Annotated in this window: 13 protein-coding genes and 1 pseudogene; 4 read left to right on the forward strand and 10 right to left on the reverse strand. The window is 63.7% G+C overall.

The features are described from left to right. The 10 genes and pseudogenes from NKI73_RS13515 to nanR all read right to left on the reverse strand — a co-directional run bounded on the left by NKI73_RS13515 (position 1) and on the right by nanR (position 11303). Positions 1-1065: an ABC transporter permease gene (locus NKI73_RS13515; RefSeq protein ID WP_127412150.1), complete on the reverse strand. Its 1065-nt coding sequence runs from the start codon at positions 1063-1065 to the stop codon at positions 1-3. Beyond that, positions 1058-2614 carry a sugar ABC transporter ATP-binding protein gene (locus tag NKI73_RS13520; protein ID WP_352630320.1) on the reverse strand — a complete coding sequence of 519 codons (1557 nt, stop codon included), beginning with the start codon at positions 2612-2614 and terminating at the stop codon, positions 1058-1060. Before NKI73_RS13520 ends, NKI73_RS13515 begins: the two co-directional genes overlap by 8 nt. Beyond that, positions 2611-3255, reverse strand: coding sequence for a DUF2291 family protein (locus NKI73_RS13525; RefSeq protein ID WP_352630322.1), 645 nt, complete (start codon positions 3253-3255; stop codon positions 2611-2613). Before NKI73_RS13525 ends, NKI73_RS13520 begins: the two co-directional genes overlap by 4 nt. A 93-nt stretch (positions 3256-3348) precedes the next feature. Then, on the reverse strand, positions 3349-4290 hold the full coding sequence (locus tag NKI73_RS13530; protein ID WP_024502459.1) for a D-ribose ABC transporter substrate-binding protein: 942 nt from the start codon (positions 4288-4290) through the stop codon (positions 3349-3351). A gap of 315 nt (positions 4291-4605) precedes the next feature. Beyond that, positions 4606-5433, reverse strand: a complete 828-nt coding sequence (locus NKI73_RS13535; protein ID WP_352630324.1) for a phosphogluconate dehydrogenase C-terminal domain-containing protein — start codon at positions 5431-5433, stop codon at positions 4606-4608. A 111-nt stretch (positions 5434-5544) separates the two neighbouring features. Then, positions 5545-6570, reverse strand: coding sequence for an ABC transporter permease (locus NKI73_RS13540; protein WP_352630326.1), 1026 nt, complete (start codon positions 6568-6570; stop codon positions 5545-5547). Continuing rightward, complete coding sequence (locus NKI73_RS13545; RefSeq protein ID WP_352630328.1) at positions 6567-9050, reverse strand: ATP-binding cassette domain-containing protein; 2484 nt, start codon at positions 9048-9050, stop codon at positions 6567-6569. The genes NKI73_RS13540 and NKI73_RS13545 overlap by 4 nt, the downstream gene beginning before the upstream one ends. A 69-nt stretch (positions 9051-9119) precedes the next feature. Continuing rightward, the gene (locus NKI73_RS13550) at positions 9120-10142 is read right to left on the reverse strand and encodes an ABC transporter substrate-binding protein (RefSeq protein WP_352630329.1); all 1023 of its coding nucleotides are present in this window, start codon (positions 10140-10142) and stop codon (positions 9120-9122) included. 183 nt (positions 10143-10325) lie between these two features. Further along, positions 10326-10514 (reverse strand): annotated as a pseudogene (locus tag NKI73_RS13555) (FCD domain-containing protein); the annotation flags it as partial. A gap of 78 nt (positions 10515-10592) precedes the next feature. Continuing rightward, the gene (nanR, locus tag NKI73_RS13560) at positions 10593-11303 is read right to left on the reverse strand and encodes a transcriptional regulator NanR (RefSeq protein WP_352630331.1); all 711 of its coding nucleotides are present in this window, start codon (positions 11301-11303) and stop codon (positions 10593-10595) included. Between the two features lie 191 nt (positions 11304-11494). Between nanR and NKI73_RS13565 the strand changes: the two genes are divergently transcribed. The 4 genes from NKI73_RS13565 to NKI73_RS13580 all read left to right on the forward strand — a co-directional run bounded on the left by NKI73_RS13565 (position 11495) and on the right by NKI73_RS13580 (position 17121). Then, entirely contained in the window at positions 11495-13096 is a 1602-nt protein-coding gene (locus NKI73_RS13565; RefSeq protein WP_352630333.1) for an ABC transporter substrate-binding protein, read from the forward strand. A gap of 95 nt (positions 13097-13191) precedes the next feature. Beyond that, the gene (locus tag NKI73_RS13570; RefSeq protein WP_352630336.1) at positions 13192-14148 is read left to right on the forward strand and encodes an ABC transporter permease; all 957 of its coding nucleotides are present in this window, start codon (positions 13192-13194) and stop codon (positions 14146-14148) included. Beyond that, positions 14141-15049, forward strand: a complete 909-nt coding sequence (gene opp4C / locus NKI73_RS13575) for an oligopeptide ABC transporter permease (RefSeq protein WP_352630338.1) — start codon at positions 14141-14143, stop codon at positions 15047-15049. The genes NKI73_RS13570 and opp4C overlap by 8 nt, the downstream gene beginning before the upstream one ends. Beyond that, a complete protein-coding gene (locus NKI73_RS13580) occupies positions 15046-17121 on the forward strand; it encodes an ABC transporter ATP-binding protein (RefSeq protein WP_352630340.1) in 2076 nt (691 codons plus the stop codon). The genes opp4C and NKI73_RS13580 overlap by 4 nt, the downstream gene beginning before the upstream one ends. Positions 17122-17185 lie beyond the last annotated feature (64 nt).

The following is a 17185-nucleotide window of genomic DNA, read 5'->3' on the forward strand; positions in this document are numbered from 1 at the left end:
TCAGCCCGCCTTCGCCATCTGCATCAGCGTTACCCGGCTCTGCAGCCGGCGCTGTGCCTGGTCGACGACGACGGCGACGATGATGACGAGGCCCTTGATCACCATTTGCCAGAACGAACTCACACCCATCATCACCAATCCGTCCGAAAGGATGCCGATGACGAAGGCGCCGACGATGGTGCCGCCGATCGTGCCGCGACCACCCGACATCGAGGTGCCGCCGAGCACCGCCGCTGCGATGGCGTTGAGCTCGAAACTTTCGCCTGTCGCCGGATGCGAGGCCATCAGCTCGGACGAGATGATCAGGCCGACGATCGCCGCGCAGAAACCCGAGAACATGTAGACGAACATCTTCACCATGTTGACACGGACGCCCGAAATCCGCGACGCCCGTTCATTGCCGCCGACGGCGAAGATGTGGCGGCCGAGCGGCGTGTATTTGGCGAGATAGGCGGCTCCCAGTGCAACGACGATCAGGATCCAGATCGCCACCGGCAGGCCGAGCAGCCGGCCGGCACCGAGGAAACCGAAGCCGGTGGTGCCGAGTTCCGGCTTGCCGACGAGGTTGGGGAAGGTGCGGCCATCCGACGACAAGAGCGCCAGGCCGCGTGCGACGTAGAGCACACCGAGCGTGGCGATGAACGGCGCGACGTTCAGCCTGGTGATCAGCAAGCCGTTGACCGCCCCGATCAATATACCGACCGCAAGCGTGATCAGCGCGATCTCGAAGACGTTGAAATAGATGGTGTAGCCGATCTGCAGGTCGATGCCGTTGAGCACGAGATAGCCGGCCACCATGCCGCACAGGCCGACGATCGAGCCGACCGAAAGGTCGATGCCGCCGGTGATGATGACGAAGGTCATGCCCATCGCCAGGAACGCGTTCAGCGCCACGTGCTTCGACATCAGGATCAGATTGGCGGTCGACAGGAAATTCGGCGCCGCGATCGAGAAGAAGATCAGGACGGCGATCAGCGCGATGAAGGTCCTGAGCTTCATCAATGTCAACAGCACCGAGCCGCTGGAAGCGGAGGGAGCGGCCGCCTTGGCTGGGATGTCAGTCATGCGCGGTGCTCTCCATCTGTCGAACCGGTCCGTGGCCAAGCGCCGAGGCAGCGACGAGTACCGCCTCCGTTGCCTCTGCGCGATCGAATATGCCGGTCAGTTTTCCGTTGCTCATCACCGCGATGCGGTCGGACAACGCCATGACCTCGTCGAGATCGGAGGTCGCAAAAAGAATCCCCAAGCCGTCGCGGGACAGTTTGCGCATGGTGCGGAACACATCCGCCTTGGCGCCGACATCGATGCCCCGGCTGGGCTCGTCCATCAACAGCACCTTGGGTCCGGTGAGCAGCGCCTTGCCGATCACCACCTTCTGCTGGTTGCCGCCCGACAGTGACGAAACCTCCTGCACCGGGTCGGCGACCTTGATCGCCAGTTCCCGCACCATCTGTGTCACCGCCTGCTTTTCGTCGGCGCCACGGATATGGAACAGGCGGGCAAATCGCGACAGGCTGGCCAGCGTCAGATTGCTGGCGACCGAGAGGATCGACACCAGCCCTTCGCGCTGGCGGTCCTCGGGGATCAGCGCCAGCCCGCGCCGGATGCGTCGCGTCGTGTCGCGCTCCCTGACCTGTTTGCCGCCAATGAAGATCTCGCCCGTCGAATGACTATGGCGGCCCATGATGCAGTCGAACAATTCGCTGCGCCCGGCGCCCATCAGGCCGTATATGCCGAGGATCTCGCCTGCACGCAGCGACAACGAGACATGGTCGACGGCAAGCCCGCCGGTGGCGAGCGGCAGGCAAATGTCCTCGGCGCGGAAGATTTCTTCGCCGGGAACATGACCGTCGGCCTTGGCGAAGTCCTTGGCGTCGGAGCCGATCATCTGCCGCACGATCCATCGCGTGTCGACGTTCTTCATCTCCTCCTGGCCGGTGATGTGCCCATCGCGCAGCACGGTGATGTAGTCGCCGATGCGGATCAGCTCTTCCAGCCGGTGCGAGATGTAGACGATGGCCACGCCGCGCGCCTTGAGGTCGGCGATCACCTTGAACAGGATCTCGACCTCCGCAGCACTCAGCGCCGAGGTCGGCTCGTCCATGATCAGGATGCGCGCGTCGAGCGAGACCGCCTTGGCGATCTCGACCAGCTGCTGCTGGCCGATGCGCAGATCCTCGACCAGCATGTCGGGCCGTATGCCGGCCTGCAGGCGTTTTAGAAATTCCGCCGCGCGGCGCTCCTGTTCCTTGCGGTCGATCTTGCAGAACCGGTTGGTGATTTCACGGGTGGCGAAAATGTTCTCGGCGACGCTCATATTGCCGAACAGGTTCAGCTCCTGGAACACCATGCCGATGCCACGGTTCACCGCATCGCCGGACGACGAGAAGGACACCTCTTCGCCCTGCAGCAATATGCGGCCGGCAGTCGGCCGTTCGACACCGGCGATGATCTTCATCAGCGTCGACTTGCCGGCGCCGTTTTCGCCGACCAGCACGTTGACCGCACCCTTGCGCACCTCGAAATTGGCGCGCTTGACCGCAACGGTTCCGGAATAAACCTTGGAGACGTCCTCCAGTTTCAGGATGATTTCGCGCTCCGCGGCCGCGCTCATGGCTTCGACCCGATTTCTGCCTCCGCCGGCGTCACCAGCGGCAGGTCCTGGCCGTTGCCCAGCGTATAGGCGCCCAGCACCTTGGCGGTGCGGCCTTCCAGCGCTTCGCGCGGCAGCTTGGACAGCACCGTCTTGTCGGCGTAGCTGTTGAACGCCTTGCCGAACTGGGCGAAGTCGATCTGGTTGGTGAAGTCGTTGAACTGGATGAAGTCCAGGCTGTCGCGCAGTGCGGTACCGCGCACCGCTGGTCCGATCTGCACTCGCGCATCGGCCTTGCCGTCGCCGTCGACATCGATGTCGACCGTCGCCGCGCGCGACTGCGTATTCGCCGCGACGATCTTGCCTTCCAGGCGAACCGCGAAAGTCCACGGCGCGTTCGCCTGCTTGTTCGGATTGCCGTATTTGGCGCCGGCCGCTGCGGCATCGGTTGTCGCCAGAGTGTGAACCTCCGCAAACGGTCCGGCTTTCTGCTGGAGATAAGGCACGACCTTTGCCGCCCATATCTCTTCGACCGTCTTGTCCGGATTGAAGGCGGGAGCATTGCCGCCGTCTGCCGATTTTGTCGGCAAGATCTTGCAGGCGGTCAGGCTGATGCCGACCATCAAGGCAAGGATCGGCCAGTTCGGCTTGTTGTTCAGCATGGCGGCCTGTTGTTCAGCATCGTGGTCGGCCCACGGAAAATGGCGGCGAGGGGCGAACCAAGATTCGCCCCTCGCTATTCAAATCACGCTGCCTCAGTTGGTCAGCGCGAAGGTTTCCAGCTTGGCGGCATTGTCGCCATTGACCAGAACGCAGTCCATCAGCTGCTTTTCCTTGGCCGGCGACTTCTTGTTCTTGATGAAGTCGTTGGCTTGCTCGACCGCCATCTGCGCCTGCGCGAAGGCGGGCTGCAGCACGGTTGCCTTGATGCCGCCGGAGGTGATGGAGTCACGCACGTCGTTCGATCCGTCGAAGCCGACGACGATGACATCCTTGCGGTTCGCCGCGGCAAGTGCCGCATAGGCGCCCATCGCCATCGTATCGTTGCCGGAGATGACACCCTTGATGTCGGGGTTGGCCTGCAGGATCGATTCCATCTTGGAATAGGCTTCCGTCTGGCTCCAGTTGGCCGACTGCTGGGCAACCATCTTCAAGTCCGGATAGTCGTCGATGACGTCGTGATAACCCTTGGAGCGGATGCCGGCATTGGTGTCGGATTCCTTGCCGACCAGCTCGACGAAGTTGCCCTTCTCGCCCATCAGCTTGACGAATTCCTGCGCGCCGAGTTGGGCGCCCTGGTAGTTGTTGGAAACGATCTGCGCCACGGCGACGCCGGTGGCGTTGATCTCGCGGTCGATCAGGAAGGACGGAATGCCTGCGTCCTTGGCCTTCTGCACGGCGGCGACGGTGGCGTCGGCGCCGGCATTGTCGAGGATGATCGCCTTGGCGCCGCGGCCGATCGCAGTGTCGATCAGCTCGGACTGCTTGTTGGCATCGTCGTCATGGACGAGCACCAGCGCCTCATAGCCGAGTTCCTTGGCCTTGGCTTCGGCACCGACGGCTTCCGCCTTGAAGAACGGATTGTCGTGCGAAGGCGTGATGATGGCGATGAGATCCGCCGCGTAGGCAGGAACTGCGGTGCCAAGCGCCAGCATGCCGGCGAAAGCCGCAAGCGTCATTCTGCGTGTGAGTTTCATGAAGTCCTCCCGTTTGAAAAATTACCTTGGTCAACCAAGGCCTCTATCGGCATCCGAATTCGTCAGGCAGCGCGGGCGGCGGATCGCTTTCGGGCTAAAGAGCCGTTTGCCGGCTCCCCTCAGCGGATCGTTGCTCCCCAGCCATCCTCCACTCGCCCAGGCTTCGTACTCCCTGCGAAACCTTGTCGATCCAAGCCATGAACAGCTAAGCCAACTGGTATGATGAGTCAATCACTAATTCAGGTGATATGTGCCTGAAAGGTAGCTTGCGCGCGCGTACCTTCTCCCTAACCGACGAGAAGATGGACCTGCGTCTCAGGTGATGCGCTGAATGCTGGCGGCGATCTCTTCCGGCTCGAACACGCGCTTCCAGTCGTCACGCATCAGAACCGGCTTGCCGAATTCGATCGCCTTGTTGCAGGCGTCCGAGAACACGCCCTTGGTCTCGCCGAAAATGACAGCGCCCAGTACGTTCATATGGCCGAGCAGGAAGTCGAGCGCGGCCTGCTTGTCGACGCCGCGTGCCACGACCTCGTCGACGGCTTCCTTCATGATAACCAGCAGCGAGGCGCACACCGTCTCCGAGAGGCCAGGCTCCAGCAACGCCATCTGTTCGACGGTGACGCGGTGCGAGCGCATGACCGGCGCCCAGATGATTTTTGCGATTGCCTCGCCCTTGGCATAGTCCTCTTCCGGTCCCTGCATCAGGGCACTGACCATATGCTGCTTGGCTTTGACGCCGCCGAAATAGTCCTTCTTGGCCGCCATGTCGGTCTCGTCATTGAAGATCGGCGGATGGCAGGGGTGGGTGACGAAATAGGTGAGGTCCGGCCGGTTCGGCAGATGGCCGGCGAAGGGTGCCGCCGCGTCGAGCACCACCACCATCGTGCCCGGTGCCAGCTTGCTCTCGATGCTGGTAGCCACCTTGCCGATATGCGTGTCCGGAACGGCCAGGATCACGACATCGGCGCCCTTGAGCGCCTCGTCGGCGCTGACCGCATCGAAACCCAGTCCGGTCTTCAGTCGCTCGCGGCCGGCCTCGCTGACCTCGACATGGCGTATCGTGTAGGGCGATCCGCGGAAATTGGTCGACAGGCGGTAGCCCATTTTTCCGCCGGCACCGAACAGCGCAATCGTTGTCATCTGGTCATTACTCCTGATCTCAGCCGACGGTGTCGCCCGTCGTTAACTTATCAACTGGTATAATCACACTACCAGATTTTGGCAATCCGATAATGGCGAATGCGGTGCAGGTCATGACTGCCGCTTTCCCGCCGGCACTGCCGCGTCGCCGTCGCTGCCTGTCGGCTCGGCCGGCGCTCGCCGCGTCATCGCCTGTCGTCCGGCAAGCGCAAGCACGAAGATGACGACGATGCCCTGCACGATGTCCTGGGCGCCCGGAGGCAGGCCGATGATCTGCATGGTGGTCACGATCAGAATAAGAAGAATGCTGGCGAACAGGGTGCCGACGGCGGTTGCCGAGCCGCCGAAGATCAGCGTTCCGCCGAGCACCACCGCGGCGATCGACTGCAAGAGGTAGGGCTGGCCCATTTCGAGGAAGGCGCCGCCAATATAGGCGCCGAGCAGCAGCCCGTTGAGGGACGCCAGCACCGACGAGATGATGAAGGCCGATGCGATCACCGGGCCGGTCCTGATGGCGGCGAGCCGCGCGGCGGTGCGGTTCTGGCCGACCGCCGACAACAGCTGGCCGAACACCGTATAGCGAAGCACGAAGGAGGTTGCCGCTACGCCTAATATTGCGATGATCGCCATGATCGGCACGCCGGAAATGCGGCCCGATGCCAAGTATTTCAGTGCCGGGCTGACACTGAAACCCGAGATCGCCCGGTTCGACAGCAGCGTCGCGGTGGCCAGCACATAGCCGGTAGCCAGCGTGGCGATGATGGCCGGGATGCCGAGCCCCACGACAAGCAGCGAATTGAGTGCGCCGACGGCAAGGCCGAGCAGGATCGCGGCGGCAACGCCGATGGCGAGATTGGCATCCTGGCCCTTGATGGTGAGCAGCGCGACGAAGGCGCTGAGCGTGATCACCGAGGCGACCGAGAGGTCGATGTTGCCGCGCCCAGTCGTCACCACGAACATCTGGCCGATGCCGACGATCGTCAGGAAGGACGCCGACAAGATAATGCCCGACAGGCTGGACAGGCTGAAGCGGTTGGTGACGATCGACAGCACAAGCCACAGAAGCAGCACGCCGATCGCCGCCCAGATCCAGCGGTTTCTCTGCGACCAGAGGCTGAAGGCGGTCAGAGCGCTCATTGTTCGCTCCTGCGGTCGGCGGTCAGGCTGCGAAGCGTCAAAAGGGCGATCAGGATCAGGCCTTGCGTCGCGGCGTTGAAATCGCTGCTGACGTTCAGCGTGCCGAGCAGTGCGCCGATCAAAGACAGCGTCACCGCCCCGGCAACGGCGCCGACCGGCGAGATGATGCCACCCAGCAGCGAGCAGCCGCCCATCACCACGGCGGCGACGCTGAGCAGCGTGAACGAATTGCCGGAGTTGATGTCGCTCGCCGTGTTGATCGCCGTCAGCGACAGGCCGGCCGCACCCGCAAACAACCCGGCGATAAGATAGCGCACCAGCGCATAGCGCGTCGGCGACCATCCCGAACGGATCATCGCCGTCGGGTTGTTGCCAAAGCCGCGCAGCACCACGCCAAGCGGCAGCCGGTCGATGACGAAGACGGTCAGCGCGACGGCCGCGATGAGAATGATGGAGGTGGGCACGAAGCCGAGCGACCAGCCGAAGAGCGCCGACAGCCATTCCGGACTGGCGCCGCCGGGCGTCGGCTGCAGCGCATAGCCCAGTCCAACCCAGATGAAGGAGGCGCCGAGCGTAACGACGATGGCCGGGATCTTGCGTGCCTGGATCACCCCGCCAAGCCCGGCATAGGCGGCGAGCGCCGCCGCCAGCGCCAGCGCGCCGAGCCATGGCTGGTCGTAGAGCAGCGTGGCGCTGAGCACGCTGACGAGGCCGGCAAAGGCGCCGACGCCGAGGTCGATCTCGCTGCCGCCCACGATAAACATCTGTGCCGCCGTAACCAGCGCCAGCGACAGCGCCGGCATCAGCAGCAGATCGAGGCCGAAGATCGAGGCGACGGCGGGATTGGCCGAGATCATCACGGCCAGTACGGCGGCAAGGCCGATGAAGGGCGCCGCATCCACCAGCCTGCGGCCAAGCTTCGTCGCCGGCGCATCTTTGTGTCGGAGAGCGGCGAGCCCGTCCGCCGGCTGGGTGAAGGACGCGCCGACAACAGCCGATTCCGTGATCGCGTCGCCGGTAAGTTCCCTGACGACGCGTCCGCCGGCAAAGACCAGCACGCGATCGCAGGCCAGCAGTTCGGCATCCTCGGTCGTATGCCAGACCAGTACGCGCCCGCTGCGCGCGATCTCGTTGCACAGCCGGTAGAAATCCTGCTTGGTGGCGATGTCGACGCCGCGCGTCGGGTCGTCAAGCAGGATGATCGGGGTATCGGCGACCAGCGCCCGGGCGACAAGCGCCTTTTGCTGATTGCCGCCGCTGAGCTCGGTGATGTTGGACTGGAAGCGGCTGTCGTCCAACCGCAGCTTGCCGGCGGCACCAGCGGCTATGTCGCGATTGGCGCGATCGGAAACCAGACCCAGCGCCGGGCGGCGGGCCAGTGCGCCGATACTGATGTTCGAGAGCACGCTCCACAGCGGGAACACGCCTTCCTTCTGCCGGTCTCCGGCGATGAAGCTGGCCTGCGCATGTCTTGTGACCGCCGAGCTTTGCTTGCGGCCGGGGCTGAAGATCCTATGCAACAGGTCCTTCTGGCCGCTGCCTTCGAGGCCGGCCAGCCCGACGATCTCGCCACGCACGATATCGATGTCGCGGCCGAGTTCTGATGTCAGCGGGCCGGAGAGCCGCACCAGCACGTCCTGGGCGGAGGCGATGGAGACGACGTGCTGATGGATCGGATTGGCATCGCCGCCCATCAACTGCACCAGCCTGCCGATCGAGGCGTCCGCGACCTGGCCCTGCCATGCCGTGCGGCCGTTGCGCAGCACCACGATCTCGGTGGCGATGTCGATGATCTCCTGCAGCTTGTGGCTGATGAAGATGAAGGCAAGGCCGGCCTTTGCCCGCTCGCGAATGAAGGCGCGCAGCTGTTTCGAGCGGTCGAGATCGAGCGACGAGGTCGGTTCGTCAAGCACGATCAGCCTGACGCCGGGCGTGGCCGCGGCACGCGCGATCTCCACCATCTGCCGTTCGGCGATGGAGAGGTGGCCGACCTCGGCGTCGGCATCGATGCCGTTGCCTGGAAAGACGGCGTCGAGCGCCGCTCGAGCCCGAGCCCTGTAAACCGTTCTCCACCCCGGTCGAGTCGCCGCATCCTGAGGTGTCTCCAGAAAGAAGTTTTCGGCGACTGACAGGTTGGCGCAGAGCGAAAGCTCCTGATGCACCATGCGGATGCCGCGCCGCTGCGCTTCGGCGGTGCCGTAGCCGGCGAAATTCACCTGTTCGTCGGCGAAGGAAATCGAGCCCAGTGTCGGCCACATCGCGCCGCACAGGATACGCATCAGTGTCGATTTGCCGGCGCCGTTGCCGCCGACCAGCCCGATCACGTCGCCGGCAGCGACGCAGAGGTCGATGCCTGCGTTGGCGAGCGTCGGTCCAAAGCTCTTGGTGATCCCGGTGAGCGAAACGACACTTTGCTGTATCGGAGCGGCAAGCGCCTTGGCGGCGGCGCTGTCCTGATCGGCAACAGCAGACTGGGACATTCGTCCTCCATTTCTTCGGCCGTGAGGATCGGGCGCGGCCGTTCGGCAGCGCCCGGTCGATAGGCCGCGTTACTTGCTCAGCAGGTTCTGCTTGACCCAGTCCAGCGAATAGCTGGGGCTGATGATCTGGCCGCCCGGCAGCTTGGCGTATTCCTTGAGGTTGCCGGCATCGACCGTCGCCACCGGCATGATCATCAGCTTGGGCGCTTGGGCGCCCTTCAGCAGCGACAGGCCGAGCCAGAAGGCAGCACCGCCGATGCCCGGCGTGGTGTTCATGGACACCGTCTGGTAGCCGTTCTTGGCGTTCTCCTCGGCCCACCATTTGACGAAGTCGGTGCCGCCGCCACCCTCGATGATCGGCATCTTGCCGGCGTAGTCGCCACCATACTGGACGAAGGCCTGCGCGATGCCGACATCGTCGCTGCCGCCCTGGCCGAGCACGGCGTCGACATGCGGCAGGCTGGGCAGCACATTGGCGATCGCCGCCTGCGCCACCGAGGCGGTCGCCTGGCCATAGACGGTCGCGACCACCTTGATGTCGGGATACTTCGCCAGCACCGACTGCTGCGCGTTGAACATGTCGTTGTCGGGCGCCGAACCCTTCACGCCGCGCACCTGCAGGACGTTGCCCTTGCGGCCGAGCATCTTGAAGACAGCCTCGGCCTGGGTTGCCTTGTAGCCCTTGAAGTCGAAATTGAGCTGGTAGTTGCAGGGCGCCGAGGCCACCGAATCGAAAGAGATGACGATGATGCCGGCTTTGCAGGCTTTCTCGATGATGCCATTGACCGCTGTTTCCGAGGCGGCGTCGACGGCGAGCACGTCGACCTTCTTCAGGATCAGTTCGGCGATCTGGCTGTTTTGCTGCGCCACCGAACCATCGCCGTTCATGACGATATAGTCGGCGATCTGACCGGCGGCCTTGGCTTCCTTGGCAGAGGCTTCGAACGCTTCCACCATCTGGTGCCGCCAGGTGTTCCCGTAATAGGCGTTGGCGAGCGCGATGACCGGCGCATCCGCAGATGCCATTGCCGGCACCACGGCAACACCCACCATTGCGGCGCTGGCGAGCGCCGCCACAGTTACAAATCTCATGGTATTTCCTCCCAAAAACACGATCGGCTTGGCTTGCCACACAAGCACAGCGCAACCTCCCAGAGACACGCTATGTCAGGTACATATTATACCAGCATACCAAATAGGCAAGCGTCAGCAATGACGCCGCCGCGCATTTGTCCTGAAGAGATGTGATCGGTCGTCGGAGACCGGGGCCGAAAGCTACTTCAGAAGATCGACCAGCACGTCGAATGCCGCGTCGATATCGGCGCGGACTGCGGCCCTGACCGCCTCGGCATCCCGGTTGCGCAATGCCGCGAACATCTGCTGGTGGTGCTCGTTGGCGGCAGCCTGTTCGCCATCACCGGTCTTGGCATCAAGGGCGTCGCGGAGCCGCGCTTCGGCGGCTGACGCGAAAGATTGGAGCGAACTCTAGAAGCTGGTTGATCAGCGCAACGGGCTGATGGTCGAGCGTGAAGACGGGCGAGCCTAGTCCGGTTTCGCCAGGCCCGAATTGAACTTGCGGCGGGCGTTTTCCAGGTGCTCGCGCATTGCCCGCCCGGCCGCTTCCGGGTCGTGCCGCTCGATGGCCTCGAACACGGCTTTATGGCCGGCAAAGCTCCTGCGGTTTTCCACTTCGGTGTTGGCCATGTGGATGCGCTGGTTGATTAGCCATTCCACCAGCGCTTCGTGCGCGGCGAGGAAGATCGGGTTGCCGGGAATCGCGGTCAGCACCCGGTGAAACGCGACATCGGTGACAGCGAAGGCGCGGGCCCGCGGGATGGCGCGTTCGTTCTCGGCAAGTGCCGCCGCAAGGGTCTCGACCTGTTCGCGCGTTGCCACCTCGGCGGCATGGCGCGCGATCGAGACTTCGAGAAACAGCCGCAACTGCTCGAAATGACCGATGCCGTCGGGCTGGTCCATCAACAGATGCGCCGTGCCCGTCAGTTGCTCCAGCATGTTCTTTGACGTCGGCCGCGTCACCTTCGGCCGCTCGCCGCTGCTGATGCGCACCAACCCCATTTTCTCCAGCGCAAACAGCGCCTCGCGTACCGAGGGGCGCCCGACATCGAACATCGACATCAGGTCGCGCTCGGACGGCAGCGAGGCGCCGACCGGATAGACCTCGTCGCGGATCATCTCCTCCAGGCGGAGGCGGACTTCATCGGACAATTTTTTTCGAACCGGCATATTGTGCATGGTCTACCTTTTAAGCTATTAGACCAGTCGCCGCAAGCGAGGACTTGCGGAACCGAAGGGTTGGAGGAGACCGCCGCCGGCCAATGGCGCGGCGGTCGGCGCGACAGGTGAGGGTCTGACGCGGGAGCAGGCCTGGAGCAGGGGGCATCGCCCCGATTTCGACCGGCGGAAAGCAATGGGAGGAGAATTCCATGAGACGATTTCTGATGAGTCTTGTACCGGCGCTGGCACTGATGTTTGCCGCAGTGATTGCCAAAGCCGAGGGCGCCGGCACGTTCCGTTCCGCCATGCGCACCGGCTGCATCGAGATGGGAACGCTGCACACCACCTGCGGCCACCGCCTCGATGAGACCGTGCTGCAGGGACTGGTCCACATCAAATGGACGGGCGATGGCGTGCAGCCGATGCTGGCCGAAAGCTGGAAGACGCCGGATGGCGGCAAGACCTATGTCTTCAGCCTGCGCCACGCCGTCAAATGGCATGACGGAACGCCCTTCACAGCCAAGGACGTGGTGTTCAGCCTCAACCTCTACGCCAACCCGAAAGTCAACTCGCCATGGGCGCAGAAGCTCTCGGCCGTGGCCGGGTACAAGGCGTTCCAAGATGGCTCGGCCTCCTCGCTTGCCGGGGTCAAGGCGCTTGACGACACGACCGTCCAGGTCGAACTCGACAGCGCCAAGCCGCTTTGGGTGGAGTTGCAGCTTATCGCCATCAGCATCTTCCCGGAACACATACTGGGCAAGGTCGCGCCGCAGGACGTCAAGGGCAACGCCTTCTGGATCAACCGCGTCGGCACTGGACCGTTCATCTGGAAGAAATACGAGAGCGACCAGTATGTCGAGGTCGACCGCAACCCCGACTATTTCCTGGGCGCGCCGAAACTCGAGCGCATCATCTACCAGATCTACAAGGACGTGCCGCCGATCATCGCCGCACTCGAGACGCAGGAGGTCGACGCCATGTCTTATGAGGGCGGCGGCGTGCCGATCTCCGAACTCGCCCGGCTGCAGAAGCTCGACTATCTGACGGTGCTGCCGAAATTCTCCGCCGGCCTGCCGACCTATCTGCAGTTCAACCTGGAGAACAAGCGCTTCGCCGACGTGCGGGTGCGCCAGGCGATGCTCTACGCCATCGACCGCAAGGCCATCATCGATACGGTCAAGCAGGGCGCTGGCGAACTGTCGAACACACTCTTTCCGCAAGACTGGGCGCGCGCTAAGAATCTCGAGCCCTACGACTACAATCCCGACAAGTCCAAGCAATTGCTCACCGAAGCGGGCTGGGACGGCAGCCAGCCGGTCGATTTCATCTACTACTATTCCGACCAGATGAATGTCGACACCGTCACCGCCATCCAGAGCTATCTGGCCGCCGTCGGCGTCAACATCCAGCCGCGCCTGCTCGATCCGGCGGCAATCAACCAGACCTATGCCGACGGCAGCTTCCAGATGGGCTTTTTCGCCAATGGCATGGGGCTCGATCCCTCGCTCGGCTCGCCGGTCGTCGTCTGCGGCGCAAAGCCACTCAGCATGGGCTATTGCAATCCCAAGGTCGATGAACTGTTCAACAAGGGGCTGGAATCGGCCGACCGCACGGTGCGTGCCGAGAGCTATCAGGAGGCGTCACGCATCCTCAACCAGGAGCTGCCTAAGGCCTGGCTGTGGAACGAGGTGCGGCCGCTGGCTTTCAACAACCGCATCGTTGGCCTGGCGCAGCACTTCAAGGAGCAGCCGCTCGTGATCTTCAACCACCCGGTCTACAACGAAGTCGAGAAGTGGGAAGTGGCCAAATAGGCCGCTGCGTAGACATCCTCATCGGTTTGTCATGAGGCTCTGGAAACCTCGTGACCCACCGCCTCAACAGCCGCCTTCAGCGATAGGAGAAGCCGGTGCTCAGCTATCTCTTGCACAAGCTGCTGCTCAGCATCCCGGTGCTGTTCGGCGTCACCGTCATCGTCTTCGTGATCGCGCATGCCATGCCGGGCGATGCCGTGCTGGCGATGATCACGGCGGAGGCGCCGTCGAGCGAGGCGCTGATCGCGATGCGGCGCGGCGAGCTCGGCCTCGACCAGCCGCTCTACATCCAATACCTCAACTGGATCGGCCAGATCCTGCACGGCAATCTCGGCCGCTCCTTCGTCAATGGCCGCAGCGTCGGCGAGATCATCGCCGAGCGCCTGCCGATGACGCTGGAACTGATGGGGGTGGCACTGCTCGTCGCCTTCATCATCGGCACGACGCTGGGTGTGATCTCGGCGCTCAGGCAATACAAGTTGACCGATTATTCGCTGACGCTGGGCGGCTTTGTCGGCGTGTCGATCCCAGATTTCTTCATGGGGCTGCTGCTCGTCTACGTCTTTGCACTGGAATTGCGCTGGTTGCCGTCGTCCGGCATTTCCACTGCCGGTGACAGCTTCTCGTTCGTCGACAATCTCAGGCACCTGATCCTGCCTGCCGTAGCGCTCGCTTTGTTTCGCGCCGCGATCTTCATGCGCTACGCCCGCGCCGGCATGCTCGAAGTGCTAAACCAGGACTATATGCGCACCGCCAAGGCCAAGGGCCTGCGGCCAAGCACGATCACGCTGCGCCACGGCCTGCGCAACGCTTTGATCCCGCTGGTCACCGTCTTCGGCCTCACTTTGCCGACGCTGTTCGGCGGCTCGGTGGTGATCGAGACGATCTTCCAGTGGCCGGGCATCGGCCTGATGTTCATCGACGCGGTGGTCAACAGGGATAGCCCTGTGATCATGGGCTATGTGCTGATCACCGCCATCATCGTCATGCTGGCTAACCTTGCGACCGACCTTGCCTACAGCGTGCTCGACCCCAGGGTGAGCTATGACTGACGTCACCGCCGCCGACATGACGATTGCCGCCGGCGCCTCGCGCGGCCTGTGGGGAGAGGCGGCGCGCCGCTTCCTCAACCACCGTCTGGCGACGCTTGGACTGATCATGCTCGCCACCATCGTGCTCGCTTGCGTGCTGGCGCCGCTGATCGCGCATTACGGCCCCAACGACATCGACCTGCGCGGCCGCAACCAGCCGCCCGGCGGCATGCATTGGCTCGGTACCGACGGCACCGGCCGCGACATCTTTGCCCGCATACTCTATGGCGGCCGCATCTCGCTGACGGTCGGCTTCGTCGCCGTCGCGATCTCGGCGGCAATAGGCATCTTCATCGGCTGCGTTGCCGGCTATTTCGGCGGCAAGGTCGATCTCTTGCTGATGAGCCTGATCGACATGGTGCTGACCTTTCCCCGCCTGGTCATCATCATCGCTTTCGTCGCCGTGGTTGGCCCCAGCATCTTCAACACCATGGTGGTTATCGGCCTGCTCAGCTGGCCGTCCATCGCCCGGCTGACGCGCGGCGAGATCCTGGCGCTGCGCAACCAGGAATTCATCCTCGCCGCGCGCTCGCTCGGCACCCCGCCGTCGGTCATCATCCTCGAACACATATTGCCCAACGTGCTGAGTCCGATCCTGGTGGCGATCACGCTCGACGTCGCCACCGTCATCCTGCTCGAGGCCTCGCTGTCCTTCCTCGGCCTCGGCGCGCAGGCGCCGGCGGCCAGTTGGGGCAACATGCTGCGTGATGCCCGTACGCTGTCGATCCTGGAAAGCCAGCCCTGGATGTGGATCCCGCCCGGCGCGATGATCGCGATGGCCGTGCTCAGCATCAACTTCGTCGGCGACGGCCTGCGTGACGCGCTCGACCCGCAGCACATCATGGGCGGGGGCGCCAAATGACAGGCACCGACACACTTGCCGTTGGCAGGGCAGCAAAGGGGATCGGGCAGCAAGCTGTGCTTTCCGTGCAAGGGCTAAGCGTCGAATTCGGCCCCAAAGGCAGCTCCGTCTATGCCGTCAACGACGTCTCCTTCGATCTTGCCGAAGGCGAGTCGCTGGCCATCGTCGGCGAAAGCGGCTCCGGCAAGTCGGTCACCGTGCAGACGTTGATGGGCCTGATCCGCAAGCCTCCCGGCCGGGTCACCTCCGGCCGTGCGTTGTTTCGAGGCCGCGATCTCCTGGCCATATCAGACAGTGAATTGCGCCAGATCCGCGGCCGCGACATCGCCATGATCTTCCAGGATCCGATGTCGTCGCTGAACCCGGTGCTGACCATCGGCCTGCAGCTGACCGAGGCGCTGCGAGAGCACCAGGGCCTGAGTCAGCCGCAGGCCGAGCGCCAGGCGCTCGACATGCTAGCGCTGGTCGGCATCGCCAACGCGCCGCAGCGCATGCGTGCCTTTCCACACCAGTTCTCCGGCGGGCAATTGCAGCGCATCGGCATCGCCATGGCGCTGGTCTGCAAGCCGTCGATCCTGATCGCCGACGAGCCGACGACGGCCCTCGACGTCACCATCCAGGCGCAGATCGTCGAGCTGGTCGCCCGCCTGCAAAAACAGCTCGGCATGGCGATCATCTGGATCAGCCATGATCTCAGCCTGGTCGCGGGTTTCGTCGACCGCGTCGCGGTGATGTATGCGGGCTCGATCGTCGAATGCGCGCCGGTCGATGAACTGTTTTCGGCGACGACGCATCCCTACACGATCGGCCTATTGAACTCGATTCCATCGCTGACGGCGGCAAACACAAGGTTGGTGCCGATCAAGGGCGCGCCGCCCAACGTCACCCTGCCGCCGACCTTCTGCGCCTTCGCACCGCGCTGCGATTATGCCGAGGCGCGCTGCCGCGAGCAGAAACCGCCACTGGAAATGGTCGGCGCCGGCCACACCACCGCATGCTGGCGCTGGCGACAGGTAGAGCGATTACCACGTGCGCTGACGGCCGCATCTGGCGCGGCTCCGGCAGCGGCGGCGTCCAAGCAGGAACCACTGCTTGTCGTCTCCGACCTCAAGCTGCATTTCCCCATCCGCCGCGGCGTGCTCAGGCGGCAGGTCGGCGCGGTGCATGCGGTCGATGGCGTCAGCTTCGAGGTGCTGCGCGGCGAGACACTGGCGCTGGTCGGTGAAAGCGGCTGCGGCAAGTCGACGACCGGCCGTGCCGTGCTTGGCCTGGAGCGTCCGAGCGCCGGCAGTGTCGTCTTCGAAGGCAGGGACTATGCAGGCGCGACAGGCGAGCAGCTCAAGCAGCGCCGCCGCGACATGCAGATAGTTTTCCAGAACCCGTTCGGCTCGCTCAATCCGCGCATGACCGTCGGGCGCATCATCGGCGAGGGGCTGCGCGCCCAGAAGATCGGCACCCGCGCGACGCGCGACACCCGCGTCAGTGAATTGCTGGCGCTGGTCGGCCTGCGGGAAGCGCTGCGCGACCGCTACCCGTTCGAGCTCTCCGGTGGCCAGCGCCAGCGTGTCGGCATTGCCCGCGCTCTGGCGGCCAATCCAAAATTCATTATTGCCGACGAGCCGATCTCGGCGCTCGACGTCTCCATCCAGGCGCAGATCGTCAATCTGTTGGACGACCTCAAGGCGCGCCTCGGGCTGACTTATCTGTTCATCGGCCATGATTTGTCGATGATCCGCTATCTCAGCGACCGCGTTGCGGTGATGTATCTGGGCCGGATCGTCGAGATCGGCACCACGGCGATGGTGTTCGGCAGCCCGCTGCATCCCTATACACGCGCGCTGCTGTCGGCGATCCCGGTGCCCGACCCCAAGGCCGGCGGAACACGCAAGCGCATCGTGCTGGGCGGTGCGGTGCCCGATCCATCGAAGCCGCCGCCCGGTTGCCATTTTTATCCGCGCTGTCCCCTGGCGAGCGACATCTGCACGCGGGTGACGCCGGAGGTGCGCGATTTCGGCTTGCCCATCTCTGGCCAGCATCTTGTCGCCTGCCACCGTGCCGGCGATGGACCATGATCCCGAAAAGTGGAATCCGGTTTTCGGAAAAGACCATGGTCAAACAAAAAACCTCCATCCCGAT

The organism is Mesorhizobium sp. M0496 (assembly GCF_040321205.1).
Classification (GTDB): domain Bacteria; phylum Pseudomonadota; class Alphaproteobacteria; order Rhizobiales; family Rhizobiaceae; genus Mesorhizobium.